Source organism: Photobacterium sp. WH77 (assembly GCF_022014395.1).
GTDB classification, from domain to species: domain Bacteria; phylum Pseudomonadota; class Gammaproteobacteria; order Enterobacterales; family Vibrionaceae; genus Photobacterium; species Photobacterium arenosum.
Window position 1 is genome coordinate 196179 of the sequence record NZ_JAKLTE010000001.1, and the last position, 26698, is coordinate 222876.

The 26698-nt window shown below is 51.1% G+C and carries 24 protein-coding genes and 1 other annotated feature; of the genes, 16 read left to right on the top strand and 8 right to left on the bottom strand.

The window, feature by feature from the left end; all coding sequences use genetic code 11:
• The first annotated feature begins 531 nt into the window (after positions 1-531).
• Together L6J37_RS00850 and arcB are read left to right on the top strand one after the other, a co-directional pair.
• On the top strand, positions 532-2340 hold the full coding sequence (locus tag L6J37_RS00850) for a diguanylate cyclase domain-containing protein (RefSeq protein ID WP_218383424.1): 1809 nt from the start codon (positions 532-534) through the stop codon (positions 2338-2340).
• A gap of 40 nt (positions 2341-2380) precedes the next feature.
• Positions 2381-4738, top strand: a complete 2358-nt coding sequence (arcB, locus tag L6J37_RS00855) for an aerobic respiration two-component sensor histidine kinase ArcB (protein ID WP_218383421.1) — start codon at positions 2381-2383, stop codon at positions 4736-4738.
• A gap of 78 nt (positions 4739-4816) precedes the next feature.
• Here arcB and arcA read toward each other — a convergent pair whose 3' ends face one another.
• Positions 4817-5536, bottom strand: a complete 720-nt coding sequence (arcA, locus tag L6J37_RS00860; RefSeq protein ID WP_192015528.1) for a two-component system response regulator ArcA — start codon at positions 5534-5536, stop codon at positions 4817-4819.
• 420 nt (positions 5537-5956) lie between these two features.
• On the opposite strand from arcA, the gene L6J37_RS00865 reads away from it, so the two are divergent.
• Together L6J37_RS00865 and L6J37_RS00870 are read left to right on the top strand one after the other, a co-directional pair.
• Positions 5957-6433, top strand: a complete 477-nt coding sequence (locus L6J37_RS00865) for a DUF3293 domain-containing protein (protein WP_218383419.1) — start codon at positions 5957-5959, stop codon at positions 6431-6433.
• An 11-nt stretch (positions 6434-6444) separates the two neighbouring features.
• Positions 6445-6936: a putative 4-hydroxy-4-methyl-2-oxoglutarate aldolase gene (locus tag L6J37_RS00870; protein ID WP_237793808.1), complete on the top strand. Its 492-nt coding sequence runs from the start codon at positions 6445-6447 to the stop codon at positions 6934-6936.
• A gap of 28 nt (positions 6937-6964) precedes the next feature.
• On the opposite strand, the gene L6J37_RS00875 is transcribed toward L6J37_RS00870, so the two are convergent.
• Both L6J37_RS00875 and aceK read right to left on the bottom strand, forming a co-directional pair.
• Complete coding sequence (locus L6J37_RS00875; protein ID WP_237793810.1) at positions 6965-7417, bottom strand: hypothetical protein; 453 nt, start codon at positions 7415-7417, stop codon at positions 6965-6967.
• A gap of 127 nt (positions 7418-7544) precedes the next feature.
• Positions 7545-9275, bottom strand: a complete 1731-nt coding sequence (gene aceK, locus L6J37_RS00880) for a bifunctional isocitrate dehydrogenase kinase/phosphatase (protein WP_237793811.1) — start codon at positions 9273-9275, stop codon at positions 7545-7547.
• A gap of 405 nt (positions 9276-9680) precedes the next feature.
• Positions 9681-9796, top strand: a sequence feature (Thr leader region).
• Positions 9797-9899: 103 nt separating this feature from the next.
• On the opposite strand from aceK, the gene thrA reads away from it, so the two are divergent.
• From thrA to L6J37_RS00905, 5 genes are all read left to right on the top strand, one after another.
• A complete protein-coding gene (gene thrA / locus L6J37_RS00885) occupies positions 9900-12359 on the top strand; it encodes a bifunctional aspartate kinase/homoserine dehydrogenase I (protein ID WP_237793813.1) in 2460 nt (819 codons plus the stop codon).
• Between the two features lie 2 nt (positions 12360-12361).
• Positions 12362-13318 carry a homoserine kinase gene (thrB, locus tag L6J37_RS00890; protein ID WP_192015534.1) on the top strand — a complete coding sequence of 319 codons (957 nt, stop codon included), beginning with the start codon at positions 12362-12364 and terminating at the stop codon, positions 13316-13318.
• A 2-nt stretch (positions 13319-13320) separates the two neighbouring features.
• Positions 13321-14607: a threonine synthase gene (gene thrC / locus L6J37_RS00895; RefSeq protein WP_192015535.1), complete on the top strand. Its 1287-nt coding sequence runs from the start codon at positions 13321-13323 to the stop codon at positions 14605-14607.
• 125 nt (positions 14608-14732) lie between these two features.
• Complete coding sequence (locus tag L6J37_RS00900; protein WP_027253128.1) at positions 14733-14921, top strand: CopG family transcriptional regulator; 189 nt, start codon at positions 14733-14735, stop codon at positions 14919-14921.
• Positions 14922-15130: 209 nt separating this feature from the next.
• On the top strand, positions 15131-15472 hold the full coding sequence (locus L6J37_RS00905) for a zinc ribbon domain-containing protein YjdM (RefSeq protein WP_027253127.1): 342 nt from the start codon (positions 15131-15133) through the stop codon (positions 15470-15472).
• 69 nt (positions 15473-15541) lie between these two features.
• On the opposite strand, the gene grcA is transcribed toward L6J37_RS00905, so the two are convergent.
• The gene (gene grcA / locus L6J37_RS00910; RefSeq protein ID WP_192015537.1) at positions 15542-15919 is read right to left on the bottom strand and encodes an autonomous glycyl radical cofactor GrcA; all 378 of its coding nucleotides are present in this window, start codon (positions 15917-15919) and stop codon (positions 15542-15544) included.
• Between the two features lie 334 nt (positions 15920-16253).
• Between grcA and L6J37_RS21285 the strand changes: the two genes are divergently transcribed.
• From L6J37_RS21285 to L6J37_RS00920, 3 genes are all read left to right on the top strand, one after another.
• Positions 16254-16385 (top strand): hypothetical protein, encoded by a 132-nt coding sequence (locus tag L6J37_RS21285; RefSeq protein ID WP_255557852.1) that lies wholly within the window; start codon positions 16254-16256, stop codon positions 16383-16385.
• 76 nt (positions 16386-16461) lie between these two features.
• Positions 16462-17163, top strand: a complete 702-nt coding sequence (gene ung, locus L6J37_RS00915; protein ID WP_237793815.1) for a uracil-DNA glycosylase — start codon at positions 16462-16464, stop codon at positions 17161-17163.
• Positions 17164-17243: 80 nt separating this feature from the next.
• Positions 17244-17783 (top strand): hemerythrin domain-containing protein, encoded by a 540-nt coding sequence (locus L6J37_RS00920; RefSeq protein WP_237793816.1) that lies wholly within the window; start codon positions 17244-17246, stop codon positions 17781-17783.
• Positions 17784-17878: 95 nt separating this feature from the next.
• On the opposite strand, the gene L6J37_RS00925 is transcribed toward L6J37_RS00920, so the two are convergent.
• Positions 17879-18058, bottom strand: coding sequence for a DUF3545 family protein (locus L6J37_RS00925; RefSeq protein ID WP_192015540.1), 180 nt, complete (start codon positions 18056-18058; stop codon positions 17879-17881).
• A 425-nt stretch (positions 18059-18483) separates the two neighbouring features.
• On the opposite strand from L6J37_RS00925, the gene L6J37_RS00930 reads away from it, so the two are divergent.
• Together L6J37_RS00930 and yaaA are read left to right on the top strand one after the other, a co-directional pair.
• Positions 18484-19914: an alanine/glycine:cation symporter family protein gene (locus L6J37_RS00930; protein WP_192015541.1), complete on the top strand. Its 1431-nt coding sequence runs from the start codon at positions 18484-18486 to the stop codon at positions 19912-19914.
• A 104-nt stretch (positions 19915-20018) separates the two neighbouring features.
• Positions 20019-20792 (top strand): peroxide stress protein YaaA, encoded by a 774-nt coding sequence (yaaA, locus tag L6J37_RS00935; protein WP_237793817.1) that lies wholly within the window; start codon positions 20019-20021, stop codon positions 20790-20792.
• 86 nt (positions 20793-20878) lie between these two features.
• Here yaaA and srmB read toward each other — a convergent pair whose 3' ends face one another.
• A complete protein-coding gene (gene srmB / locus L6J37_RS00940; protein WP_192015543.1) occupies positions 20879-22132 on the bottom strand; it encodes an ATP-dependent RNA helicase SrmB in 1254 nt (417 codons plus the stop codon).
• 161 nt (positions 22133-22293) lie between these two features.
• On the bottom strand, positions 22294-23037 hold the full coding sequence (locus tag L6J37_RS00945) for a tRNA1(Val) (adenine(37)-N6)-methyltransferase (RefSeq protein WP_237793818.1): 744 nt from the start codon (positions 23035-23037) through the stop codon (positions 22294-22296).
• 365 nt (positions 23038-23402) lie between these two features.
• Here L6J37_RS00945 and brnQ point away from each other — a divergent pair, with 365 nt between their 5' ends.
• A complete protein-coding gene (gene brnQ / locus L6J37_RS00950) occupies positions 23403-24713 on the top strand; it encodes a branched-chain amino acid transport system II carrier protein (protein WP_192015545.1) in 1311 nt (436 codons plus the stop codon).
• A 228-nt stretch (positions 24714-24941) separates the two neighbouring features.
• Here the strand turns inward: brnQ and fldB are convergent, their stop codons facing one another.
• Positions 24942-25460: a flavodoxin FldB gene (fldB, locus tag L6J37_RS00955; RefSeq protein WP_192015546.1), complete on the bottom strand. Its 519-nt coding sequence runs from the start codon at positions 25458-25460 to the stop codon at positions 24942-24944.
• Positions 25461-25670: 210 nt separating this feature from the next.
• Here fldB and xerD point away from each other — a divergent pair, with 210 nt between their 5' ends.
• A complete protein-coding gene (gene xerD / locus L6J37_RS00960) occupies positions 25671-26525 on the top strand; it encodes a site-specific tyrosine recombinase XerD (RefSeq protein ID WP_370630665.1) in 855 nt (284 codons plus the stop codon).
• The last annotated feature ends 173 nt before the right edge of the window (positions 26526-26698 follow it).

Genomic DNA, 26698 nt, shown 5'->3' on the forward strand with positions numbered 1-26698 from the left:
GACGTACGGGCTAAGCCAGCACGCTAAAGACATGAAAGCCATCCTGACGGATGGCAATCTGGTTATATAATGCACACAATGAAAATATATTACAGATCTGTTGGCTGAATTACTATCACTAAATCCGACTTTAGTTGTAGTGCGAGCTAAAACCCTGGCCGTTCTAGTTAAAATTATGACTAAAAATTCATGATACCCCTATGTTGATGAATTGTTACTCATTGGTGTAAAGGGAGGAGATTTTTTGATGGGAAAGTTTCAGTTGTATTTGTGGTTATTTTATTTCAGATTGTGTTTTTGGCATGATGGGGTGTGATTTAGATTACGGACTAGCAGATTACTCTGTCCTGATGAATGTAATTAGTGTCGAATCCTTGACGCTCAGGAGTGTCAAACATCACTTTTTGGCATATTAAAAATCCGCGACATGCAGCAGCTTCTTGCAACTGTGTTAAATTGGCGGTTGAGTATTGCAGAGCCAAGATGGCCTACACGGAACCGCCAGGGAAGACTGCGGGGAGAAGAAACAGCATGCAGAAAGTGAACATGATGGCGTTTGCTATCGTTGCCTGTACCGCTTTACCGGTATGGGGGGAAGCTGAAGAAGGGCTGAATATGTCAGTCATTGGTATGACATTTCTGTTGGTGGCTGTTTTGACTTCACTGGCGGCCTGGATAGTGCATCATTTGGGCAGTCTGGCCTTTCGGCGTCTCCATGCCACTATTTCCCGGCTTCCCATTGCAGCGGCCATTGTCCGCAGTAAAGATGGTGAGCTGTTTTATGCCAATGCCAGCTGCCGAGAGCTCTTGGGGGTCAGTAAAGTGGAGAGCCGCTTTTACTATCCGGAAGGTATTGGCGCGCGGATGATGGCGGATGTGCTGCGCCCCTTACAGCCAGGTACCGGGTTCGAAAACGTAGAAGAAACACTGCAACTCGGCAATTCGACCATCAGGGTGCTGATTTCCGGCCAGTTGCTCAGCTATCGCTGGCAATCAGCCTGGTTGCTGTTTTTTGTCGCGCCAACCAGTCAGGCTAACCCTTACGTCCAGATAGAACAGCGAGTTTTCCAGCGCGTCCTGAACTCACTGTCAGAGTTGGTATATTTTCAGGATAAGGCCGGTAATATCATAGGCACCAATACCGCCTTCGATCGTTTCTGGCGCGGCCGTCGGGAAGAGGGACTGATACAGGGCGATCCGACCGGCATCGGCGAAACGCCTGTGATTCATACCTGGACCACGGCACCCGATGGTGCCAGCCGGTTGCTGGAAACCAATAAAACCGTGATGACAGACGAAGACGGTCTGATCATTGGCACGCTGAGTATCAGCCATGACGTGACCGACTGGCACGAGATGCAAGAAAGCCTCAAGCAGGAAATAGAGAAGCGGGAAGTCACGGAGCAGATCCTGGCTCAGCGTAACACCCTGCTCAACTCCATCCTCAATGCCAGTCAGGATCCTATCGGTTTGTATAATGAGCACGGCGTCTATGTTGGCTGTAATGAACCTTTTGCCAAAGTGCTGGGGTTCAGTGCCAAAGAGTTGATCGGTAAGACAGCCCGCAATGTGATTGATCCTGAGATGCTGCAGGAGTTCTATCAGACTGACATTAAAGTGCTGAGAGACGGCCTGACCGTGAAGACGGATGCCTATGTCATTCTCGAAACCGGTGAGCCGGTCTGGTATGAAATTGTGAAATCCCCGTATCGCGATCCGACCGACGGCTCAGCCGGCGTGTTGCTGATAGCCAGGGACGTGACAGAGCGTAAGCAGGCTGAGCAGCAGCTGGCCGACGCCATCATGGAATTGCAGGAGCTCAGTTTTGTCGACAGCCTGACAAAAGTGGCCAATCGCCGCAGCTTCGATGAACAACTGCGCAAGCTCTGGCACAGCCATATGCGCGAGCAACAGCCTCTGACATTAATTCTTTGTGATATCGACAGTTTTAAAGCTTACAACGATAATTACGGTCACCAGCAAGGCGATCACGCATTGCAGGAAGTGGCCCAGGTGTTCGATAGCGTGATCCGCCGGGAAACGGATGAAGTCGCCCGTTATGGCGGCGAGGAGTTTGCCTTTCTGCTGCCGAATACGCCTTTGGCGGGTGGGCAAACAGTGGCAGGTAAAATCCATAATAAACTGGCTGAGAAAGCCATCCCTCATGGCTTTTCAGGCATCAGTGACATGCTGACTGTCAGCTTAGGTGTGGCCACCATGACACCTATGCCAAATCAGGATTATGGCGAGTTGATTGCAATGGCAGACAAAGCGCTTTACAAAGCAAAAGCAGACGGGCGGAATACTACCCGCCTGATGGCCGAATCAGATGAGTTTTAATGCTGCCTGAGGGCAGCATTTTGTTGTAGCAGGAATCACAATGAAACAAATAAAAATGTTGGCACAGTTCTATGTCGACCTGTTGGTGAAGCTTGGCATAGTGCGCTTCAGCCTGCTGTTGGCGTTAGCACTGGTGGCATTGGCTGTGGTGGTACAGGTGGGGGTCACACTGGCACTGCAGGGTGAAGTATTGGACATAGATATTGTCCGCTCTGTTTTTTTTGGTTTGTTGATCACCCCCTGGGCGGTTTATTTTCTGTCTGTGGTGGTGGATCAGCTTGAAGATTCCCGCCAGCGGTTGTCCAAGCTGGTGACCAAACTGGAAGAAATGCGCTCACGGGATCTGACCCTGAACAAGCAGCTGAAAGATAACATTACTGAGCTGAATCAGCAGATCGAAGTGCGGGTTAAGGCTGAAGAAGAGCGCCGGATTGCGATGCAGGACTTGGAGAATGAGGTGGCACAGCGTGAGAGCGCCCAGCTCGAACTGGCAGAGCAAAGTGCCTTGCTGAAGTCCTTTCTTGATGCGTCGCCGGATCTCATTTATTACCGTAACGAAAAGAATGAATTTTCTGGCTGTAACCGGGCGATGGCCGAATTGACCGGCAGAACGGAACAGGAGCTGGTCGGACTGACTCCCTGGGATGTGTACAGTGAAGAGGTGGCGGTCAAAATAGTGGAAACTGATCAGCAGGTTTTCACGCAAAATATCTCGCTGACCTACGAACAGTGGCTGGAATACCCTGACGGTCGCAAAGCTATATTTGAATTGCGTAAAGTGCCTTTTTACAGCCGTGATGGCCGCCGGCTTGGCCTGATGGGATTTGGCCGCGACATTACCGAGCGCAAGCAATATCAGGAAGCCCAGGAGAAAGCCAGCCGTGATAAAACCGCCTTTATCTCGACCATCAGCCATGAATTACGGACACCGCTGAACGGGATCGTGGGACTGAGCCGAATGCTGCTGGAAGGCCCGCTCAATGAGCAGCAGCGCGGCTACATGCGTACTATCTATGTCAGCGCCATTACCCTGGGCAATATCTTCAATGACATTATCGACATGGATAAGTCGGATCGCCGTCGTCTGGAGTTGTTGCCAACACCGCTGGACTTCGATGCTTTTATCGAAGAGATGGGCAATATTTCCGGCCTGATGGCCGAGCAGAAGGGTCTGCGATTCGATCTGGAACAACTGACTGATTTACCACCCTATATTCAGGTCGACGGCACGCGGCTGCGTCAGGTGCTGTGGAATCTGATCAGCAACGCGACCAAGTTCACCAAGGAAGGCGGGGTTATTCTGTCTGTGAGCAGCGAACTGCTGGACAATCAGCAGGCGGAAATCATTTTTGAGATCGAAGACAGCGGGATCGGCATTCCTGAGTCTGAGCTGGATAAAGTCTTCGCTATGTACTATCAGGTGAAACAGGGTCAGGATAATCTGCATGCCGTCGGCACCGGTATTGGCCTGGCGGTATCGCGCCAGCTGGTGAACATGATGGGCGGGGATATTGAAGTCAGCTCCGAAGTCGGGGAAGGCAGTACGTTCACTGTCACTATCTGTGTCCCTGTGCTTGAGCAGATTGTCGAGGATGAAGAGCTGCCCGAATTGGCACAGCATTCACTGCGCATTTTCATGGTGGAAGACATAGAGCTGAATATCACAGTTGCCAAGGCATTGCTGGAGGGCCTGGGGCATCAGGTCACTGTGGCGATGCGAGGGGATGAGGCACTGGAGGTGTTTACACCGGCTCAGTACGATTTGGTGCTGCTGGATATTCAATTACCGGATATGACAGGTTTTGAAATCGCCAAAGTCCTGCGTGCGCGCTATCGCCAGTTGCCGCCACTGGTGGCGCTGACGGCCAATGTCATTAAAGACAAACACGAATATCTGGATCAGGGCATGGATGATGCCATCAGTAAGCCGCTCAGCGTTAAGGCGATTAACACTGTGATTCAGACTTTGATACAGCAGGGTGCCAGCCAGACGGAGGGCCAGGAGCCTGTGATAGCTGACGAGAACAGTCTGAGCGAGGATACGCTGAGCAAACTGTTGGATTTGGAGATGCTGGACTCCTATGTGGATATTGTCGGTGCTCAGCCTGTGTATGATTCACTGGATATGTTCGAAAAAATGATGCCTGAATATCTGGCGATTCTTGATTCGAATATGACGGCGAAAGACAAGGACGGCATTAAGTTTGAAGCGCACAAGATCAAGGGAGCCGCGGGTTCTATTGGCCTGAAGCGTATTCAGCAGGTGGCCCAGAAAGCACAGTCGCCTGAATTGCCGGCCTGGTGGGAAAACATCGAAGACTGGGTTGATGAAATTAAAACGAGTTATCAGGCCGATTTGAAGGTGCTGAAAACCTGGTTAGCCAATAAAGAGAGCTGAACAGGCGGATAGCAAACCATTAAAAAAGCGTCGCAATAGCGACGCTTTTTTGTATGGCGGACAAGTTAGTGTCTGGTCTTAGTTTTCTTCGATATCACCGCAGAAACGATACCCTTCACCATGGATAGTGGCGATAATTTCCGGGGTGTCGGACACTGATTCAAAATGCTTACGAATACGGCGGATAGTGACGTCAACTGTGCGGTCATGCGGCTTCAGATCACGGCCGGTCATCTTTTTCAGCAGCTCTGCACGGGTCTGGATTTTGCCTGGATTTTCGCAAAAATGCAGCAGGGCACGGAATTCAGAGCGTGGCAGCTTGAACTGATCACCGCTCGGGCTCATCAGAGAACGGCTGTTCAGTTCCAGAGACCAGCCATTAAACTCATAGCGCTCAACCAGGCGGCGATCTTCTGAGGCCAGCCCCTGGCTCATTGCGCGAGTTAACAGGTTACGGGCACGAATGGTCAGCTCTCTTGGATTGAAAGGTTTAGTGATGTAATCATCCGCACCAATTTCCAGGCCAAGGATCTTATCCACTTCGTTGTCACGTCCGGTCAGGAACATCAACGCCATATCGCCTTGCTCACGCAATTCACGGGCCAGCAGCAGGCCATTTTTACCTGGCAGATTGATATCCATGATCACAAGGTGAACATGATGTTCAGACAGCATCTTGTGCATTTCTGCACCGTCGCTGGCTTCTAAAACCGTATACCCTTCTGCTTCAAAGATGCTTTTCAGGGTGTTACGGGTTACGTGCTCGTCTTCTACAATTAGAATGTGAGGGGTTTGCATTGGCAGTACCTAATTACTCAAAACGGAATCTGGTCTAACAGAGAATATTTCAATTCTATAAAAATAATTCGCTTACAGGCAAAGTAACAGAACAGTTGCAGTTTGCACCCGTCTTTTCAACTACCTGCTGGTACGCCATCCTCATTTTTCAGCGGCCCAACGGACAACTTGCTGAAAAACCCGAACTTGCGGGACTGGCTACAATTTCCCTTGGATACAGACGATTGTATGCATTTAACAGCGTACTAACAATATGATTTTATTGTATTGCGCTCAGTTTTTTCGATTTTACCGTGCGATACTAGCGTATCGGAAACACTATCTTATTGTTATAGCTCAAACAATTTGTTGTTTCATCAATGAAATAAGGCTGTTAAAGATAACAGTCGTATTGGCTGACCAGGCAGGGAGATCAGACACATGTCGGAAGATTGCCGCCACTCTGATGATGATCCGTTGCAGGACAGGCATGCGGAATGGCATGCCCGGCAGGCAATATGGCTAAGCTATCAGCAGATCATTTTTCGTGCGTCTGAGATACCTGACTACTCGAGCTTCGCTATTTTAACCGCTTTTAACCCTGAAAGTATCGTACTCAGTTGTAAGGAAAATCGTCAGCGGCAGCAGCGTCTGGAAGCTGAATTGTCCGCTTTGGGATATGCTTACCTGAGGCTTGATTGCAGTGCGCCGGACGGGCGCTGGCATGAGCCGAGTCTGGCAGTGTGTACCGGGTTGAGTCAGGCTTGTGAGCTGGCGGCGAAGTGGCAGCAAAATGCAATTTACTGGGTATCACAGCAGCAGCTGTTTCTGGTGCCCGTTATGCTTAAGCATCAGGGTTTTTCTCAGACCGAGCTCGGGAAATGGCCCGCTTATCTTCATATTCAAGGATTAGAGTAAGGAGTTCTACGATGAAAGATCTATTGCCGGATTTGTGTGACCACTACGAGGATGAAGTACGTTGGTTGCCGCTGGCACATCGCGATTTTGGTGGGAAGCCTGTGTTTTATGGCGAAGTGGTGACACTGCGCTGCTTTGAAGATAACAGTCTGGTGAGGGATATTCTCAACGAAGACGGCACCGGCAAGGTGCTGGTGATCGATGGTCATGGATCGTTAAACAAAGCCTTGTTGGGTGATCAGTTGGCTCTGCTGGCGATCAAGAATCAATGGGAAGGTATAGTGGTTAACGGCGCAGTGCGTGATGTCGTCGCGCTGAGCGAGATGGCGCTGGGGGTCAAAGCCATTGCGGTATGTCCGTTTAAAACTGAGAAACGCCAGACCGGAGACAGGAATGTCACCCTGACCGTCGCACATACGCTGGTTTACCCCGGGGATATTCTGTACGCGGATCCCAATGGTATCTTGTTGAGTAAAGAGCCGCTGGATTTGTCCGTGCTTTGAGCCTGTGCTCTGTTGGTGGGGGGGGGGCTTAAAATCGAAAGCCAATACCGAGCTGATACACCTGCTCTAACGCTTCATAATCCATGGTGGCATGCAGGTTTACCTTCTCATTCAGCTCGTATTGACTGCTGAGCTCGACACCCAGACGGGTGTTTTCTTCCACCCGCTCAGACGTTACCGCACTGCGCAGGCTGATTTTGGGGCTGAAGTTGTACTTTACGCCCGATAATAAGCCACGTGTTGCCGCCTGTTGCTGGTTGCCGCTTTTAAGGCGGGTACTGACATACACCTGGGTGGACTGAGTCAGGGCATAGGCATAACCGCTGTCTATCTGCCAGAGGTCAAATTGTTCAGCGCTGCGTGACTGAGAATTAAGAAACCATCCTGCCATTGCTGATGCTGAAACAGGCTCAGTTGCCGGCTCCGTGGCCAGCGCTGGCCAGGCCAGACAGAATAAGAGCAATAAGCAGCAGTGTTTCATCCTCAGCCATCCCTGTGAGTGCAGTTTCCTTTTGTATACCAATTAATCCTAGGCCAGAAATATTTCACAAAGTGCGTGTTTCGTCGCACATCATTGATTTACATCTCAGATTGCGGCAAAGATCAAATTACGAGTGTTTTTGTGCTCTTATCAGCCGGTGTTTTTCTTTATACGGAAAAACATCTTCAAACCGCCCTTGCTCAATGTTTGACTGTAAGTGCTGCCAGTAGCCGGGGTCAAACAAATCGCTGTGCAGTTCATCGAACAGTTTTCGCACTTTGGGGTTGATCAGCAGGAAAGTACGAAATTCTTCCGGGAAAACATCATTGGTGCCCACGCTGTACCAGGGTTCAGCTGACAGTTCATCTTCCGGGAACCGGGGCGGCGGAATATGGCGGAAGTTAATTTCGGTCATGTAGCTGATTTCATCATAGTCATAGAAGACCACGCGTTTATGGCGTGTCACACCGAAGTTTTTGAACAGCATGTCACCCGGGAAGATGTTGGCGGCCGCCAGTTGTTTGATGGCTTTGCCGTATTCATCCACGGCGTGGCGCAGATCGTCATCATTGGCTTGTTCAATATACAGGTTGAAAGGGATCATCCTGCGCTCGATATAGAGGTGCTTTATCATGATTTCCTTGTCAGTCACGATAAGGCTCGACGGTGCTTCACGCTGTAATTCTTCCAGTAACTCAGGACTGAATCGGCAGCGGTCAAAACTGAAGTTGCGGTATTCCTGGGTATCTGCCATCCGGCCGACCCTGTCATGCTCTTTAACCAGCTGATATTTCTCTTTGACTGTGGCTCGGTTCATTTCTTTCTGAGGGGCAAATTTGTCTTTGATCACTTTGAAGACGAACCCGTAGGAAGGAAGGGTAAAGACACTCATGACCATGCCCTTGATACCCGGCGCCAGATCGAACTTGTCGTCAGAGTGTTCAAGGTGATGGAGAAATTCCCGGTACAGCTCTGTTTTACCGTGCTTCTGGCAACCTATGGCGGTGTAAAGTTCGGCATGGGTTTTGTTTGGTAACAGCTCGCTGAGGAAACGGACCAGTGCAGCAGGTGCCGGAGCGTACACCATGAAATAAGAACGCGCGAAGCCAAAAACGATACTGACATCATCAACATGGCACAGACAGGCATCCACATACAGCTGGCGATTATCTGTGGTCAGCACAGGTAACACCAGGGGGATCTGGGTATTGTTTTCCAGCAACAGCCGGCCAATCAGGTAAGCGGCTTTATTACGGTAAAACGGTTCTTTGATCAGCTCAAGTCGCGCTTTTTGCATCGCTGCACTGCCAAACTCATTGTTGAGCCTGGTCACTATCAGGGCAATATCCCGGTTTTTGTCTTCCCAGTTCAGTGTGAAAGGGGTTTCATCCATCATGCGTTCAAACAGATAGTGCGACCCGTTCTCAGACTGGTACAAACGGGTTAAAGCGGTTGGATAAGGCGCGATGCGCCCGGTCTGCGAGCTGTGCACAAACAGTTTGTCGCGGTTGATATCGCGATGCTCGAAAATTCGGCAATAGACGGAATTAAAGAAGCTTTCGGCAATGTCATAGCGAGGGTAATCCAGCAGCAGATCTTCATAGGAGGATTTGACGGCGGTCAGAAACTCGCGGTTAGCGTATTGCCTGCCGAGCATAATCTGGATCTGGCGGCTGACCAGTTCCACATGATGGTCGTAAAAGCTGATCCTCTGTTTCAGGGCCTGATGGACTGACATCCAGTCCTGATTTTCAAATCTGTCCTGCGCACCGGCGGTGACATCCAGAAACCGGCCGTACATGGCATCAAAGCCTTGGAGTATGGTATGTGCAACAAGCTGTTCCATCGCTGCTGTCATGCCGGATCCCTCCGAAATATTATTGTAATCATTGTCATCCTCCAGGCTGTCTTCCTGCATGGCCTGTGAGTGATCTCTCTGGTTCTGAGGGTGCGTTGACTATCTTGAACCAGAACATTGTTGGGCTTTAACGGGTTAATTGCTTCAGGTCTTGCTTGAGAAGGCAAATAATCCTTACGAGTTACTATGCTATGTCAATGAGTTAACTGCAATTGCAGAAATGCGATTTCCTCTAATTTTATGCGACTAATCTATTCTTGGCGGGAATAATGAATTGGCAGAGACAAAAACTGTATTCTGGGAAAGTAAGAAATAAATCACTAGTCAGTGTTGACTCATACCTGGGGATCAGGTAAACGTAAACAACACGCACACAACATTAGCAATAATATAAAAACATGGCACTTAACCTTATCGGCACCACCACCATTATTATTACCGGCACAAACAGTGTTGGGGCGGGCTGATACGCGCAAGATTTCAAAAAAAAGCCCGCACCTCACAGTGCGGGCTTTTTTTTCACCATGATTTTTTCAGATTCAATGGCAATATTCACTGGCCACATACAATAACAGCCAGGAAGCAATTGCCGACAAGTCAAAATTAACGGAAGTGGAGTAGGGAATGCGAGTGCTTAAGTTTGGCGGTTCATCTTTATCGGATGCCGACCGGTTTCTCAGGGCGGCGGATATCATCGCCAGTAATGCCCACCAGGGTGAAGTCTCAGTGGTGCTGTCAGCACCGGGCAAAGTGACCAACAAACTGGTGTCAGTCATAGATACCACAGTCGCGACGGGCGATGCCGAGCTGCAGCTCACCGATCTGGAAAACACCTTTAACAGCCTGTTTGATGGTATTGAGCAGCTTTTACCTGCGTTTGAGCGTTCAGCCGTGGATGCCAAACTCGCCAGCTCGCTGGGGCAACTGAAGCAACTGGTCCACGGGATGAAGTTGCTGGGACAGTGCCCGGACAATGTTTACGCCCGTGTCATCAGTAAAGGTGAACGTATTTCTATCGTAGTCATGAAAGCGGTGCTGGAAGCCAAAGGGCATAAAGCGGATCTGATTGATCCGGTTGCTTCTTTAGTGGCGCATGGCGATTACCTGGAAGGGCATGTCGACATTGAAATCTCAACTGACAACTTCCGCCGTCATCCGCTGGCTGAAGGGCACATCCATATCATGCCGGGTTTTACAGCCGGTAATGAGAAAGGTGAGCTGGTTATTTTAGGCCGTAACGGTTCGGATTATTCAGCGGCTGTGCTGGCAGCCTGTCTGCGTGCTGAGTGCTGTGAAATCTGGACAGATGTCGATGGTGTCTATAACTGCGATCCGCGTCTGGTGCCTGATGCCCGTTTGCTGAAATCGCTCAGTTACCAGGAAGCAATGGAACTCTCTTACTTCGGTGCTTCGGTACTGCATCCCAAAACCATTGCACCCATCGCGCAATTCCACATTCCCTGCCTGATCAAAAACAGTTTTAACCCGCAAGGTGCCGGTACACTGATCGGTCAGGATACGGGTGAAGACAAGCTGGCGATCAAAGGCATTACCACGCTCAAAAACCTGACCATGGTAAATGTGTCCGGCCCTGGTATGAAAGGCATGGTCGGCATGGCAGCCCGCGTATTCGGGGCAATGTCAGCAGCAGGGGTATCAATTGTTCTGATCACTCAGTCCTCGTCTGAATACAGCATCAGTTTTTGTATCGAAAGTGATGATCAACTCGTGGCTGAGCAGGCGCTGCGTAATAATTTTGAGCTGGAGCTGAAAGAAGGTCTGTTAGAGCCGGTAGAGTTTATTGACGATTCAGCGATCGTGACCCTGGTCGGGGACGGTATGCGTACTTCCCGTGGTGTGGCGTCGCGCTTTTTTACCTCGCTGGCCGAAGTGAATGTCAATATTATCGCGATTGCGCAGGGCTCTTCTGAAAGGGCTATTTCCGCTGTGATTCCGGCCAACAAAGTCTCGGAAGCGGTGAAAGCCTGTCATGAGAACCTGTTCAACAGTAAACACTTCCTGGATGTGTTTGTGGTTGGTGTCGGTGGTGTTGGTGGCGAGCTGGTGGATCAGATCCAGCGCCAGCAAGAGAAGCTGGCTGAAAACGGCATTGTCATTCGTGTCTGTGGCTTGTCGAACAGCAAAGGCATGTTATTGGACAATAATGGCCTGCCGCTGGAAAACTGGCGCGATGCGATCGGCCAGGCAAGCGGAGGGTTCAATCTGGCTAGCCTGATTCAGCTGGTGCAGCGTAATCACATCATCAACCCTGTGATTATCGATTGTACCTCAGACGAAGCCATTGCCGAGCAGTATGTGGATTTCCTGGCCGCTGGTTTCCACGTTATCACGCCCAACAAGAAAGCCAATACGGCCAGTATGGCTTATTATCACCAGTTGCGTCAGGCCGCGCGCGTAACCCGCCGCCGTTTCATGTATGACACCACTGTCGGTGCCGGTCTGCCAGTGATTGAAAACCTGCAGAACCTGATGGCTGCCGGTGATGAGCTGGAGCGTTTCGCCGGTATTTTGTCAGGTTCGCTGTCTTTCATCTTCGGTAAGCTGGACGAAGGCATGAGCCTGAGTGAAGCAACGACTGTGGCCCGTAATAACGGTTTCACTGAGCCGGATCCCCGTGATGATCTGTCCGGCATGGATGTGGCGCGCAAACTCTTGATTCTGGCCCGTGAGGCTGGTTATGCCCTTGAGCTGAGCGATGTGGTGGTCGAGCCGGCCTTGCCGCCGGGCTTTGATCAAAGTGGCGATGTTGAGGCCTTCATGCAGCGTCTGCCACAGGCCGATGCTTACTTCAGTGAATGGTCAGCCAAAGCGGCCGCAGAAGGCAAAGTACTGCGCTACATAGGTGAAATTGACAACGGTAAATGCAAAGTGAAAGTGGCGGCCGTTGATCAGGATGATCCTATGTTTAAAATCAAGGACGGCGAGAATGCCCTGGCTTTCTACAGCCGTTACTATCAACCCATTCCTCTGGTTCTGCGCGGATACGGTGCCGGTACCGAGGTCACAGCGGCAGGGGTCTTCGCTGATCTGATGCGTACCGTCGGCTGGAAACTGGGAGTTTAACAATGAGTGTGACTGTTTACGCACCGGCATCTATTGGTAATGTCAGTGTCGGTTTTGATGTTCTCGGGGCGGCAGTGTCGCCCGTTGATGGCACCCTGCTGGGGGATAAAGTGACAGTGGCCGCCGGCACAGAGCCCTTTTCACTGCGATGTGAAGGTGATTTTGTCGCTAAGCTGCCGGCTGAGCCGCAAGAGAACATCGTTTATCACTGCTGGCAGGTGTTTGCCCGTGAGCTGGATAAGAAAAGCGTCAGCCTGAAACCTGTGTCGATGACACTGGCGAAGAATATGCCAATTGGTTCCGGTCTGGGTTCCAGTGCCTGCTCAATTGTGGCTGCCCTGGATGCGCTGAACCGCTTTCATGAAAACCCGCTGACAGAGACAGAACTGCTGGCGCTGATGGGGGAAATGGAAGGTCAGATTTCAGGCGGTGTGCATTACGACAACGTGGCACCCTGCTATCTTGGCGGGTTGCAATTCATGGTCGAGGAGCTGGGGATCATCAGCCAGTCGGTCCCGAGTTTCGATAACTGGTACTGGGTGATGGCGTATCCTGGCATCAAGGTATCGACTGCTGAAGCCCGGGCTATTTTACCGGCTCAGTACCGTCGACAGGATATCATTGCCCATGGCCGTTATCTGGGAGGTTTTATTCATGCCTGCCACAGCCAGCAGCCGCAACTGGCCGCCAAAATGATCAAAGACGTGGTGGCCGAACCCTACCGAGAAGGCTTGCTGCCGGGCTTTAAGGAAGCGCGTCAGTACGCCTTGGAAGCGGGCGCGTTAGCCAGTGGTATTTCAGGTTCAGGCCCGACCATGTTCAGCATCTGTGATGATCTGGAGGTCGCAGAGCGCATTGCCCGCTGGTTGCAGCAGCATTATGTCCAGAATGATGAAGGATTCGTCCATGTCTGTCGTCTCGACAGCCAGGGTTCAACAGAAATAGGAAGTGAGTATTAATCATGAAGCTGTATAACTTGAAAGATCATCAGGAAGAAGTGTCTTTTGCCCAGGCAGTCCGCCAGGGGCTGGGCCGTAATCAGGGCCTGTTTTTTCCTGCTCAACTGCCGGATTTAGGCGACATCGATGCGTTGCTGGAGCAGGATTTCGTTACTCGCAGCAGCCGTATTCTGTCTGCTTTTATCGGTGATGAACTGGGCGCGGAAACCGTCCGACAAATGGTCAGTAACGCTTTCCAGTTCCCGGCTCCGGTCGCACAAGTGAAAGACGCAGTCTATGCGCTGGAGTTGTTCCACGGCCCGACGCTGGCATTTAAAGATTTTGGTGGCCGCTTCATGGCGCAATCGCTGGCGGCAGTGTCTGACGCCAATGGCAACATCACTATTCTTACCGCGACCTCAGGCGATACCGGTGCGGCTGTGGCCCATGCTTTCTACGGTATGGACAACATCAAGGTGGTGATCCTGTATCCGAAGGGCAAAATCAGCCCGCTGCAGGAAAAGCTGTTCTGTACGCTGGGCGGCAATATCCACACTGTGGCAGTGAATGGCACCTTTGATGATTGTCAGTCGCTGGTCAAGCACGCTTTTGATGATGCTGAACTGCGTCAGGAAGTGGGCCTGAACTCAGCCAACTCTATCAATATCAGTCGCCTGATGGCGCAGATCTGTTACTACTTCGAAGCGGTGGCGCAACTGCCGAAAGCTGCTCGCGGCAATCTGGTGGTGTCGGTTCCTAGCGGCAACTTCGGTAACCTGACCGCCGGCCTGCTGGCCAAAGCGCTGGGTTTGCCAGTGAAACGTTTTATCGCCGCCACCAATGTGAACGATACCGTGCCCCGCTATCTGCAAGATGGCAAGTGGGATCCTAAAGCCACAGTGCCGACTATTTCCAATGCCATGGATGTCAGCCAGCCAAACAACTGGCCGCGTATTGAAGAGCTGTGTCAGCAACAAGGCTGGGGCCTGAACGAGCTGGGCTACGGCGCGGTAAGCGACGAGCAGACCGCAGAGACACTGCGTCAGATGGATGCCGACGGTTATCTGTGTGAGCCACATGGCGCCATTGCCTATCGTATACTCAATGAGCAGCTGCAAGCCGGCGAGACAGGTCTGTTCCTGTGTACCGCGCACCCAGCCAAGTTCAAGGAAGTGGTGGAAGATATCCTGCAAAAAGAGATAGATTTACCTGCGCCGCTTGCCAAACATGGCGCAATGGAGTTGCTGTCGGTTGAGCGTGACAATGATTTTGCTCAGTTAAAAGCTGTGCTGCAAGCCGTTCAGGACTGATACCTCTCTGCGGGTCATACTCTGATTGAGCCACCGTTATGGTGGCTCTTTTTGTCTGTATCGTTTCTTCATCATCAGGTTAAGATTATAATTTGATTATCATGTCCGACCGAGAGTAGCTGAGTGTGGAAAGCAAGACTGCCCGTTTTACCGTATTGATGGATCCCCGTAAAAAGCAGGCCTTTGAAAAGCTGTGCGCTTCCCAGGATCTGACACCGTCCCAGGTGGTCCGCCAGTTGATCCGTGAATACCTGGAAAAGCACGACATCAGTTATCTGGATGATGACGCAACGAAGAACCCTCAGGTGAAGTAATCGCTTCAGACAGCCATGCTGTGCCTGTATAAGATGTTGTTTTAATTAACAGTATCTCCTTCATGGCAGGGGTTTGTGATGACAGAACCGGCAAGGTGATAATTTAATGATAATTACATTATAATGTCAGGCATCTCGTCCGGCACTGACAAGTCAGTGGTGGGCGAATATCTTTAAGTGATGACTTTTTAAATGAGAGATAGCAGCGTATGAGCGATACCTTACCTCCTTGCCCTGAATGCAATTCATCTTATGTCTATGAAGACAGCAACCTGTTGATCTGTCCTGAGTGTGGTCATGAATGGATTCCGGGTGAAGTGACAGAAGATGTGGATGCACTGATTGTGAAAGACGCGAACGGCACTGTGTTGCAGGAAGGCGATTTCGTTACCCTGATTAAAGATCTCAAGGTAAAAGGTTCGTCATCTGTCGCCAAAGTGGGGACTAAAGTGAAAATCAACCGCCTGGTGGATGGCGACCATAACATCGACTGTAAGATTGATGGTATCGGGGCTATGATGCTGAAGTCTGAATTTGTGAAAAAAGCCTGATTTCAGTAAAAATCAGACGGTAAAAACGCCGCAGACCAATAGGTTGCGGCGTTTTTGTACGGCAAGCTTTTATAAAGTGCTGGTAAACGTCCGGGCGATGACATCACGCTGCTGCTCTGGCGTCAGCGAGTTGAAACGTACCGCGTAACCAGACACCCGAATGGTCAGCTGCGGATATTTTTCCGGGTGCGCCACGGCGTCTTCCAGGGTTTCACGCCTGAGCACATTCACGTTGAGGTGCTGCCCGCCTTCAATACGCGGAGCCTGTTCAACAGGCAGTTCGCGGTACTCAATCTGACCCAGTTCAGACAGGGCGATGTCCTGATCTTGCGCAAAGTCGTCAATGGTACACAGGCAGCGGGCTGTGCCACTGGCAGCATCCAGCAGCCAGATGGAATTGAGCAGTTGAGGATTAGCCGCTTGGGTAATTTGAATGCCGGTGATCATGGCAGCTCCTTGGTTGTCATCTGAAACAGCAAAATAGTGTGCCTGACAAAGTGGTCAGGGATAACGGCATCCTACCGCGTTGGGCCCCCGGTCCCTTGATCTGTATCAACTAAGCACTCTTACTGCCTTACTGCCTATTGCGTGACGCTGCACAAATTATGCGCACAAATGCGCTCAACTGGCGCATTGGCGATAAAGCAGATTGCTGCTTTGGTCGCCTGAGGTCTACAGATGCCGCTAAATCACTGTAAGAAAACTCTAGTGAACAAACTGACAAAGTTGGCATTGATCTTTCATTGAATAGACTGAACCTTCAATTATGAGGAAACACCCTATGAAAGCGAGCGCAATGCCAGCCCCCGGAATGAACTCAGTAAGCGGCTCACGCCTTCCTCAGGCCAATCGTCCTATTCAGGGACGCGGTCACTGGCGTACACCTGTTGGCCCTGTGTCCCGGCCCAAATGATACCTGTTGTCATTGCGATGCCGTGATCAGACAGGCAGAATGTCGGCTTACCTTCATTTTCCCCGCAGGAGCCGACATGTCTGTTTCAGATTCCCCATCTTCATCTCTTTTCGACTGGAAACAGTTGCTGGAACAGGAAAGGCAGCAAGCTTACTTTCAGCAGGCTGAGGCACAAGTTGCCGCAGAAAGGCAGGCTGGCAGAGTGATCTATCCGGCTGAGGCCGATGTATTTCGCGCTTTTGATACCACTCCCTTTGATCAGGTCAAGGTAGTGATCCTGGGCCAGGATCCTTATCACGGCCCTGAACAGGCACACGGGCTCAGTTTCTCGGTGCAACCCGGAGTTAAAGTCCCCCCGTCTCTGGCCAATATGTATAAAGAGCTGGCCACTGATATCGATGGATTTAGCATTCCCAGCCATGGCTGCTTACAGCCCTGGGCAGAGCAGGGCGTACTTCTGCTCAATACTGTGCTGACGGTTGAGCAAGGCAAAGCGCATTCGCACAGTAAATATGGCTGGGAAATGTTTACCGACAGGGTCATTGCCAGTCTGAATCAGCACAGAGATGGTCTGGTGTTCCTGCTGTGGGGAGCGCATGCCCACAAGAAAGGAAAACATATCGACAGGGACAGACACTGGGTGCTGGAAGCGGCACATCCGTCACCCTTGTCTGCTTATCGGGGCTTTTTTGGCTGTCGCCATTTCTCTCAGGCAAACAAGTGGTTGCGACAAAGCCGTAAAAGTGAGATTAACTGGCAACTTCCTGAACAAATGTAAGGCAACTTAACCTGGATCAAACAGAATTCGCTATCCCGGTTTACACTTATAGCTGGGATGTTAATGTCCGGGAGGTCGAAATGCTATTGGACAGTATTCACACCGAACATGGTTATATCAACCGGTTGCTTAAACTGTTAGGTACAAAATTAAAAGGGATCCAAGCGGGTCACGAAGTGAATTATCAGCTCATTCGCGACATAGTGACCTATCTGCAGAACCAGGCCGAGCACTGCCATCACCCAAAAGAAGATGTCATATACCATTACTACCTCAGACACTATGGTGAGGAGCAGGACATTTTGGATCTGGAGGCGGAACATATAGAGCTGGCTAGACTGACCGCAGAGTTTGCCGAAACCGTCGACATGATTCTGATGGATGCCGTGATTCCGCTGGATGTTTTTGCGGGAAAATTGAATGCCTTTGTAGAGCGCCAGCACCAGCACCTGGACACCGAAGAGAAGAAGGTGTTCCCTGTGATCCGCCAGCATTTTACCGACCAGGACTGGGCAGCCGTTGAAGAAGAATACCAGGATTGCCTGTGTGATCCTCTGTTCGGTAAAGAGGTTTCAGTTCAGTACCGGGAATTGGCAAACCGGCTTGAGCCCGATCATTAACATCTGCCGGGCCACAAAAAACAGCACCGGCTGCAGAGCCGGTGTTGGTCGTTTGATACTAGCCTTAACCTAGTAATGGTAGTGCAAAACCCAGATTACAAATCTACCTCATCGGTAAACTCATGTAAGATATCAATGTCCTGAAGTTCCTTTTTCAGTTTTTGCTTATCTTTGAGTGCTTCAATTTCCCGCCACTTACGCTTAACAGGTTTACTGCGTGCATTGCGACGAGGAAAATCGCTTTCAAGCATGTTGTCGAATCCAAAGCCATCCATATTGCACCTCTCTACCATTCTGAGTATTGCTCAGAGCGGGGGCATCTTGCCCCTCGATCATCAGTTAAATATCACAATACGGTGTAGAATAAAATTGAAGTATTTCGCATTTGTTATTTATTTGTGAAATTAGTTCAAACTGAATCATTGAACCCAATGGTTTGTCCAGTTGGTTAGAAAGTAATGCAGTGCTCAATTCTGTTCAGTGTGGATTGATTTTTTGCGACTAACTCCGCATCATCGCTCAGGTTTTCGGCAGCCGGGAACCAAAACGGGCTGAGATCAGCCAACAGGTCAGTATCTGCAATGCAAATGTTTTTCTGGCTTTATCTCAGCTTGGGCTGACAGATGAATTACAGTTGAATGAAGTGGCACAGCAAAGGCGTGCCGGGCAAAGATACCTTTGAGCAAGCTAAGGGGTTGGTGTGACAAGTCAGATAAATTTCCTCAATGATCTGCTGTGGGGATCTGTATTGATTTACCTGCTGGTCGGGGTAGGGATCTATTTTACCTACTTGCTGGGGTTTATTCAGTTCCGGCATTTTGTCCATATGTTTAAAGTGATGAAAAACAGCCGTAAGTCGGATGCTGCCGGTATCTCTTCTTTTCAGGCATTATGCACCAGTCTGGCTGCCCGGGTCGGAACCGGCAACATGGCCGGGGTCGCCGTGGCACTTACCTTGGGTGGGCCGGGCGCGATTTTCTGGATGTGGCTGATTGCCATGTTAGGGATGGCGACAGCATTCGCGGAAAGTGCGCTGGCCCAGTTGTACAAGACCCGGGATGATGACGGCAATTACCGGGGCGGTCCGGCGTACTACATGGAAAAAGGGCTGGGAATGCGCTGGATGGGGGTGGTGTTCTCTATCTTTCTGATCATTGCCTTCGGTCTGGTATTCAACGCGGTTCAGGCTAACTCCATTGCCAAAGCCATGAATGTGGCCTTTGGCTGGCAACCTGTGGTGGTCGGCATGGTGCTGGTGGCGCTGACCGGTTTTATCATATTCGGTGGCATGCGAACCATTGCCCGCACTGCTGAAATTCTGGTACCAGTGATGGCGATTTGTTATCTGTTGCTGGCACTGGTGGTCGTGGCAATGAATATCGAACAGGTTCCTTCGGTGATCGCCTTGATTTTCCGCAGTGCCTTTGGTCTGGAAGAAGCGGCCTCCGGCGCTCTGGGTTATACCATAGCTCAGGGCATGATTAATGGCCTGAAGCGCGGGCTGTTTTCCAATGAAGCGGGCATGGGTTCGGCGCCGAATGCGGCCGCCTCGGCCACGCCGTACCCGCCACATCCGGCGTCGCAAGGCTATGTGCAGATGCTGGGGGTCTTTACCGATACTATCGTTATCTGTTCGGCCACTGTGGCGATTATTCTGATGTCTGGTGAGTATGTACCTCATGGCGAAGTCACAGGTATAGAGCTGACGCAGCGGGCGCTGGCTTCTCAGGTGGGGGACTGGGGAGGGATCTTCATTGCTATCGCTATCTTCCTGTTTGCCTTTACCTCGCTGGTAGCCAATTACTCTTATGCCGAAACCAACCTGATTTTTCTTGAGCATAACCACAAAGCCGGACTGCTGATTTTTCGCGCCGTGGTATTGGGCATGGTGATGTTCGGGGCGCTGGCCGAATTACCGACGGTATGGGCGATGGCGGATGTGTCTATGGGAATGATGGCCATTATCAACCTGATCGCTATTTTGCTGTTGTCGGGCACAGTGGTGAAACTGGCGAAAGACTATAACGCGCAATTGGCTCAGGGTAAGGTGCCAACGTTTGACAGCGCCCAATACCCGGAATTGCATGCTCAGCTGGATGAAGATATCTGGACCAGCCGTTCAGATCGATAGGCTGTCCCTATGGCAAAGAAAGCGACAACCACGCGCGTTGTGCGTGGTTTTTTGATGCCGAAATGGTAATCTTGCCGACAGACACGCTTACAGGACATCAAAACATGCTGATAGTGGTTTCCCCTGCTAAAACCCTGGATTATGAATCTCCTCTGGCAACAAAGACTTATACTTTGCCTGAGCTGACCGATCACTCGATGGAGCTGATTGAGGTTTGCCGTCAGCTGACGCCTATCGACATTGCGAGCCTGATGAAGGTGAGCGATAAAATCGCCGGACTCAATGCGGCCCGTTTTGCCGACTGGCATCCGGATTTTACGCTTGAAAACGCGCGTCAGGCGATTCTGGCCTTCAAAGGTGATGTGTATACCGGCCTGGAAGCCGATAGCCTGAGCGAGGATGACTTCACCTTTGCCCAACAGCACCTGCGCATGCTGTCCGGTTTGTACGGTTTGTTACGGCCGCTGGATTTGATGCAACCTTACCGTCTTGAAATGGGCACTAAGCTGGCCAACGGCCGCGGCACTAACCTGTATCAGTTCTGGGGCAGTATTATTACGGACAAACTGAATGACGCGCTTGCCGGGCAGGGCGATGATATCCTGATTAACCTGGCCTCCAATGAATATTTTAAAGCCGTTAAGCCGAAGTCTCTCAAAGGTAAAGTGATTACCCCGGTGTTTAAAGACGGCAAAAATGGTCAGTACAAGGTGATCAGTTTCTACGCCAAGAAAGCCCGTGGCATGATGGCACGTTATATCATTGATAACCGCCTGACTTCAGTGGAACAGCTGAAACAATTTGACGTGGCTGGCTATTACTTCGTACCGGAAGAATCGACGGCCGCTGAACTGGTATTTAAACGCGAAGAGCAATAAAGCTTCAGCGTTAAACTGTTGGCTGAAAAGAGGGCCGGATACTGTATCCGGCCCTTTTCTGTTTTAGTCTGCAGCTACGGCAAAGATTATTTGGCCGCCGCCTTTTTGTTGACGGATTTTTTCTTCTTGGCGTCTTTCTTTTTCGTGTCTTTCTTCTTACCGTCTTTGACTTTTTTCTTCTTCACGGTTGCCGGCTTTTTGTGTTTAGGGCGCAGGCCTTCAATAAAGCGCTCCGGTATTTCTTCTTTCATATAACGGCTGACACGCTCTATCATGCCTTGATCATGCGCTTCCACCAGCGAGATGGCTGTGCCTTTTTTACCGGCACGGGCAGTACGGCCGATACGGTGCAAATACACATCGGACGTACGCGGCATGTCAAAGTTGATGACATGGCTGACGTCTGGCAGGTCAATACCCCGTGCTGCGACATCGGTGGCGATCAGTATGTTGGTTTCACCTTCACGGAAACGACGAATGGCATTGTTACGGGTGGCTTGTGCCATTTCTCCCTGAATCCAGACGCAAGCGATTTTCAGTGACGCCAGCTGATCGCGCAGCTCGGCCAGTCGCTCGCGGGTTTTGACAAAAATAATACTGCGCTCGGCCTGATCGCTGAGGATATTTTCCAGCAACGCCATTTTGTGCGCCATGTCGTCACAGCGGTGGTATACCTGATGGATCTTCTTGCGTTCGCGACGCGGTGGCTCAGCGTTCACTTCGACGGGCTCACTTAAGATCGTCTGGGAGAACTCTCGTACCCCTTTGCCTTCCAGGGTGGCGGAGAACAACAAGCTCTGACGGCGCCAGCGACATTCTTCATGCAGGCGTTTCACAACGGCCCCAAAACCCATGTCGAGCATGCGGTCAGCTTCGTCCAGGATCAGGCACTCGATGGCACGGCAATCGAATTTCTCGCCTTCGATGTATTCCATCAGACGGCCCGGTGTGGCAACCACAATGTCCTGAGTTTTGCCCAGATACTCAGCGTGCTCGTCGTAAGAGATACCGCCTGTGATGGTGAAGATTTTCAGGTCAGTATGGGCTGCCAGGGCTTTGGCCTGATCGGCGACCTGAATGGCCAGTTCACGGGTTGGTGTCAGAATCAGCACGCGGGCCGGGCCGGGTTTACGGCGCGGAAAATCAAGCAGGTGCTGAATCATAGGCAATACAAATGCGGCAGTTTTTCCGGTACCCGTTGGTGCGGATGCCAGTACGTCACGGCCATCCAGGGCATGAGGGATAGCCTGAGACTGCACAACGGTTGGACGGGAATATCCCATATCTTCAATCGCTTGTAGCAGAGCGCCATCTAACTCTAATTCGGAAAAATCTCTCACCAGTCTTACTCCTAAGTAGCGGGCTGCCCGTATGGGTCGCATGTCGATGGGCAGTTTGCTGCTGTGATTCAGTTAAGGGGCGGCATTATAGTGTGATTTGATGCAAGTATCACCGATTAAAGCACAAAAACTTGGATTATCCCTGCCGCTCGCTGACAGGATCAGAGCTTGAGATAAAAGTCACGGGTCAGGGCCGTAAACCCGGCCGAGTACTGGCCTTGCTGATTGATCGTCAGCTGTGTTTCGTCACAGTCACCGTCCTGAGGGGAAAGCGCAATCAGCAGGCGATGAACCGGTTTGGCGGCGGTGCTTTTCACCCGGCACAGCCGGCGACAGTGCAAGCCATAGTCAGCCAGCATCGTCAGCAGTGCTTCACCTTCGTAGACCGGCAGAATCAGGCTGGCCTGTCCTGCCGGTGCCAGCAGGTATTGCAGGCAGCTGAGCAGCTCGCTGTGGGAGAGGGTGTCTGTGTGTCGGGCGGTCGCCCGGCGCTGGCAGTTCGCCTGTTCACCGTGATTGAAGTAGGGCGGATTGCATAATATGGCCTGAAAGCGGCCTTTGGGCTGAGAGCGGACCCATTCACGGATATCCTGGCGCTCGGCCTGAAGCCGCACGGACCAGGGCGAGGCCGAGAAATTTTTGCCGGCCGCTGTCACGGCTGCCGGGTCAATATCCAGCGCCAGAATATCGGCGGTGCCGGATTGCGTACGCTGCGCTGCCATTAAGGACAGCAAACCGCTTCCGCAACCAATGTCGAGTATCGTCTGGCGATTGACCTGAGTCTGACTGTCACGACAGCTTGACACCCAGGCCCATGCTCCTAACAACACACCATCTGTGCTGACAGGCATGCCACATCCGTGATCGTCAACGTGAAATTGTTTAAACGTAAAACCTTTATTCATCTAATGAATGTCCGAAAAGGCGGCGAGTAAAATCAGTCCGCCATTATAGCGTTTATTCCTGTCAATGGTTGAGTTGCGGTCAAACACTGTAAAGTTTGGTGATCTGGTGGTTTTATATTCTGTGTTGGATGTTTTGTGAGCAATATTTATTTTGGTTATTAGTTCTAATTTATTGTTTTTTATTGGTGTTTTATTTTAGTTTTTTGGCTATACATCCGAAGAAAGTGGTGTTTTTGGCTGCAAGGTTGTCACTGGCATTCTTTTGCTTCATTATGCTGCCTCTTTTGCTGGATGTAGTGATATATCTCAGTAATGAGCCATTAATGCTAACACAACATAACAATAGACGAGTGGGAAGGTGCAGTTTGAATAACACACTCAAGGTTTCAGATATTTTTGCGATAGGTTTCATGACCTTTGCGTTCTTCCTGGGGGCCGGAAATATTATTTTCCCGCCACAGGCCGGTTTAAGTGCAGGTGATAACCTGCTGCCAGCGATGTTTGGTTTCTTATCGACGGCAGTTGGCTTGCCGCTGATCGGCATCATAGCCGTGGCTGTTGCCGGCGGCGGTTGGAAGGGGCTGACCCGTGATCTTCCGCCTCAGCTGGCAACGCTGATGGCCGTTCTTATCTTTATCATCATCGGCCCTGCTTTTGCTGCGCCTCGTACCGGTCTTGTGGCCTACGAAATGGCAGTCAAACCTTTTATGGCTGATGGGGGACAAACCAGTCTGACCATTTTTTCTGTTGTCTTTTTTGGACTGGCGCTGTTCTTTGCATGGTCACGCGGCAGGCTGATCGATTCTATCGGTAAGCTGCTCACCCCGGCGCTCTTTGCTGTACTGGCTATTCTGGCTGTGGCGGTATTCCTCAACCCGCAAAGCGAGATTCAGGCTGCACAGGGTGATTATGTGAACATGGCGTTCACCAAAGGATTCCTGGAAGGTTACAACACCATGGATACCTTTGCGGCGCTGATGTTCGGCATGCTGATTGTTGATGTGATCCGCAACAAAGGCATCAAAGATGATAAAGCCACCTGCAAATATCTGATGATGGCAGGTGTGATTGCCGCAGCAGGCCTGGCGTTTGTGTATATCTCGCTGTTTTATCTGGGCGCTACCAGTGCGGCGGTTGCCGAAGGTGCAGCCAATGGTGGTGCCATTCTGGCAGGCTATGTGCTGGCGTTGTTTGGTCCTGTCGGTCAGTACATTCTGTCGGCAATTGTGATGCTGGCCTGTCTGACCACGGCGATTGGCCTGATCAGTGCCTGTTCTGACTATTTCAGTTCGCTGACCCGATTGTCCTATGAGACATGGGCTGTGATCCTGGCAGTGATTTGCGGTGTGGTGGCCAATGTTGGCCTGAATCAGTTGATCAGCCTGTCGGTGCCCGTGCTGTTTGCCCTGTACCCTGTGGCGGTGGCGCTGGTTATCCTGACCTTTGTTCGCCGCTGGCTGCCAAATCCGCGTCTGGCATACCGTGTGGTACTGTTGGTTTCTCTGGTCTTCAGTCTGATTGATGCGGCCAAAGTGATCGGTCTGGATATGTCGTTTCTGAGTTTCCTGCCAATGTTTGATTACGGTATGGCCTGGACAACACCTACCTTGCTGGCACTGGCTGTGACCCGTTTCATCCGGGCAGACATCCGTGAGCCAAAAGCGCAAACGGTTTAAACAGCAAATAACAATTTGTCTGACCGAAACGCCCCGGTTTTTACCGGGGCGTTTTTTTACGGCCGAGATGGACAGCGACAAACATCTACCTAATGCTGAGGGTCAGGCAATATACTGAGCAGCTCTCCCGTTACAGCCTGGCTTTTTTGCCAGGCCAACAAGCATGGGATGATTCAGGGGCTGTTTGGTCAGTACCCGCCCGTCTCTCTACGGGCGTTAAACGTCGGACTAGAGTGAATCGCCGTACTCGGTCAGTACCTGCTCGCACCATTGCTGGATGCGCTCATCACTGAGTTCGTACTGGCTGTCTTCATCCAGTGCCAGCCCGACAAACAAGCTTTTGTCTTCGGTCAGAGCTTTTGAGGCTTCAAAGTTGTAGCCTTGATTTGGCCAGTAGCCAACGAACTGGGCACCGGTCGGCAGCAACTGATCGTGCAGCATGCCCATGGCGTCCAGGTACCATTCTGTGTAGCCTTCCTGATCGCCCAAACCGAACAAGGCGACGGTTTTTCCGGTCAGCGTCAGGCCATCCAGTTGATTCCAGACTGCTTCCCAGTCTTCCTGCAGTTCACCAAAGTCCCAGGTCGAGATGCCCAGGATCAGCAGATCATACTGGTTCATCTCGCTGAGTGCCGCTTCTTTGATGTTGTGCAGCTCAACCAGCTCGCCGCCGATGCAATCGCGGATTTTCTCCGCGGCCATTTCGGTATAGCAGGTGGTCGAGCCGTAAAACAGGCCGATTTTCATACTGATATTTCCTGGGGTGGCAACTAATTTGCGCTGATTTTACCCTGTCAGGCGCCTGGGTGCATCCCTCAAGCGAGCGCACCTAGTTACATTACAGGAGAAATTCAGTACTATGCTGCAATATACTGTGTTTATATCCAGATGTTTTGGGAGTGGCGCGACGTGGAAACCAATAACGATATTGCCCTGATCGAGCGCTTTTTAGATGCGATGTGGATGGAGCGTGGGCTGTCGGCCAACACCCTGTCTTCGTACCGTAATGATTTAATGAAACTGCAGCAATGGCTGGATTCACGGCGGCAGTCGCTGTTGTCACTGCACTCCGGCGATCTGCAGGATTACCAGCAATGGCTGTTTGAGCAAGACTTCAAGCAGAGTTCCCGGGCCAGAATGACATCGGCGCTGCGGCGGCTGTTTCAGTACTTTCACCGTGAAAAGCTCAGGGAAGACGATCCCAGTGCCATTTTGCACAGTCCCAGATTGCCGCAGCGGTTGCCGAAGGACATTAGCGAAGATCAGGTCAGTGCCCTGCTGGGCGCGCCTGATGTCAATGATCCGCTCGAGCTGCGCGATAAAGCCATGCTGGAGCTGCTGTATGCAACGGGCCTGAGGGTCACTGAGCTGGTCAGTCTGCGGATGGATAACGTCAGTCTGCGCCAGGGCGTGGTCAGGGTCACAGGTAAAGGGGATAAAGAGCGACTGGTGCCAATGGGCGAAGAAGCCATGGAATGGATTGAAACTTTTCTGGCTCAGGGACGACCGTACCTGTTGGGGGAAGTCAGTTCAGATGTTCTGTTTCCCAGCAAGCGTGCCCGCCAGATGACGCGTCAGACCTTCTGGCACCGTATTAAACATTATGCGGTGTTGGCCGGGATTGATGCCGATACCTTGTCGCCGCACGTCATGCGTCATGCGTTTGCCACCCATTTGCTCAATTACGGCGCGGACCTCAGAGTCGTGCAAATGCTGTTAGGTCACAGTGATTTATCTACCACACAGATCTATACTCATGTGGCAACCGAGCGTCTGAAGCAGCTGCATCAGGAACACCATCCGCGAGCCTGAAACCAGCAGTGACCTTTTGTTACACTCCGGCCAGTGCTTACTGGGGCAGAGATCCCAATCATAACCCTGCAGAGTCACCGGATTATGAAATCACTTGCCTTTTGAGATTGAACTTTGAAAGATGACCATACTCAAAGGGTCTGTATAGTATTCACAGGGACTATCCCTGAATT

Excerpts from the sequence above, each read along its gene's own strand:
- grcA (WP_192015537.1), bottom strand. The coding sequence starts at position 15,919 with ATGATCACCGGCATTCAAATTACCCAAGCGGCTAATCCTCAACTGCTC.
- aceK (WP_237793811.1), bottom strand. The coding sequence starts at position 9,275 with ATGACAGCAGCGATGGAACAGCTTGTTGCACATACCATACTCCAAGGC.
- yaaA (WP_237793817.1), top strand. The coding sequence starts at position 20,019 with ATGCTGATAGTGGTTTCCCCTGCTAAAACCCTGGATTATGAATCTCCT.
- L6J37_RS00865 (WP_218383419.1), top strand. The coding sequence starts at position 5,957 with ATGTCGGAAGATTGCCGCCACTCTGATGATGATCCGTTGCAGGACAGG.
- ung (WP_237793815.1), top strand. The coding sequence starts at position 16,462 with ATGTCTGTTTCAGATTCCCCATCTTCATCTCTTTTCGACTGGAAACAG.
- xerD (WP_370630665.1), top strand. The coding sequence starts at position 25,671 with ATGTGGATGGAGCGTGGGCTGTCGGCCAACACCCTGTCTTCGTACCGT.
- L6J37_RS21285 (WP_255557852.1), top strand. The coding sequence starts at position 16,254 with ATGAAAGCGAGCGCAATGCCAGCCCCCGGAATGAACTCAGTAAGCGGC.
- L6J37_RS00920 (WP_237793816.1), top strand. The coding sequence starts at position 17,244 with ATGCTATTGGACAGTATTCACACCGAACATGGTTATATCAACCGGTTG.
- L6J37_RS00875 (WP_237793810.1), bottom strand. The coding sequence starts at position 7,417 with ATGAAACACTGCTGCTTATTGCTCTTATTCTGTCTGGCCTGGCCAGCG.
- L6J37_RS00850 (WP_218383424.1), top strand. The coding sequence starts at position 532 with ATGCAGAAAGTGAACATGATGGCGTTTGCTATCGTTGCCTGTACCGCT.
- thrB (WP_192015534.1), top strand. The coding sequence starts at position 12,362 with ATGAGTGTGACTGTTTACGCACCGGCATCTATTGGTAATGTCAGTGTC.
- L6J37_RS00905 (WP_027253127.1), top strand. The coding sequence starts at position 15,131 with ATGAGCGATACCTTACCTCCTTGCCCTGAATGCAATTCATCTTATGTC.
- arcA (WP_192015528.1), bottom strand. The coding sequence starts at position 5,536 with ATGCAAACCCCTCACATTCTAATTGTAGAAGACGAGCACGTAACCCGT.
- arcB (WP_218383421.1), top strand. The coding sequence starts at position 2,381 with ATGAAACAAATAAAAATGTTGGCACAGTTCTATGTCGACCTGTTGGTG.
- L6J37_RS00870 (WP_237793808.1), top strand. The coding sequence starts at position 6,445 with ATGAAAGATCTATTGCCGGATTTGTGTGACCACTACGAGGATGAAGTA.
- thrA (WP_237793813.1), top strand. The coding sequence starts at position 9,900 with ATGCGAGTGCTTAAGTTTGGCGGTTCATCTTTATCGGATGCCGACCGG.
- L6J37_RS00945 (WP_237793818.1), bottom strand. The coding sequence starts at position 23,037 with ATGAATAAAGGTTTTACGTTTAAACAATTTCACGTTGACGATCACGGA.
- L6J37_RS00925 (WP_192015540.1), bottom strand. The coding sequence starts at position 18,058 with ATGGATGGCTTTGGATTCGACAACATGCTTGAAAGCGATTTTCCTCGT.
- thrC (WP_192015535.1), top strand. The coding sequence starts at position 13,321 with ATGAAGCTGTATAACTTGAAAGATCATCAGGAAGAAGTGTCTTTTGCC.
- fldB (WP_192015546.1), bottom strand. The coding sequence starts at position 25,460 with ATGAAAATCGGCCTGTTTTACGGCTCGACCACCTGCTATACCGAAATG.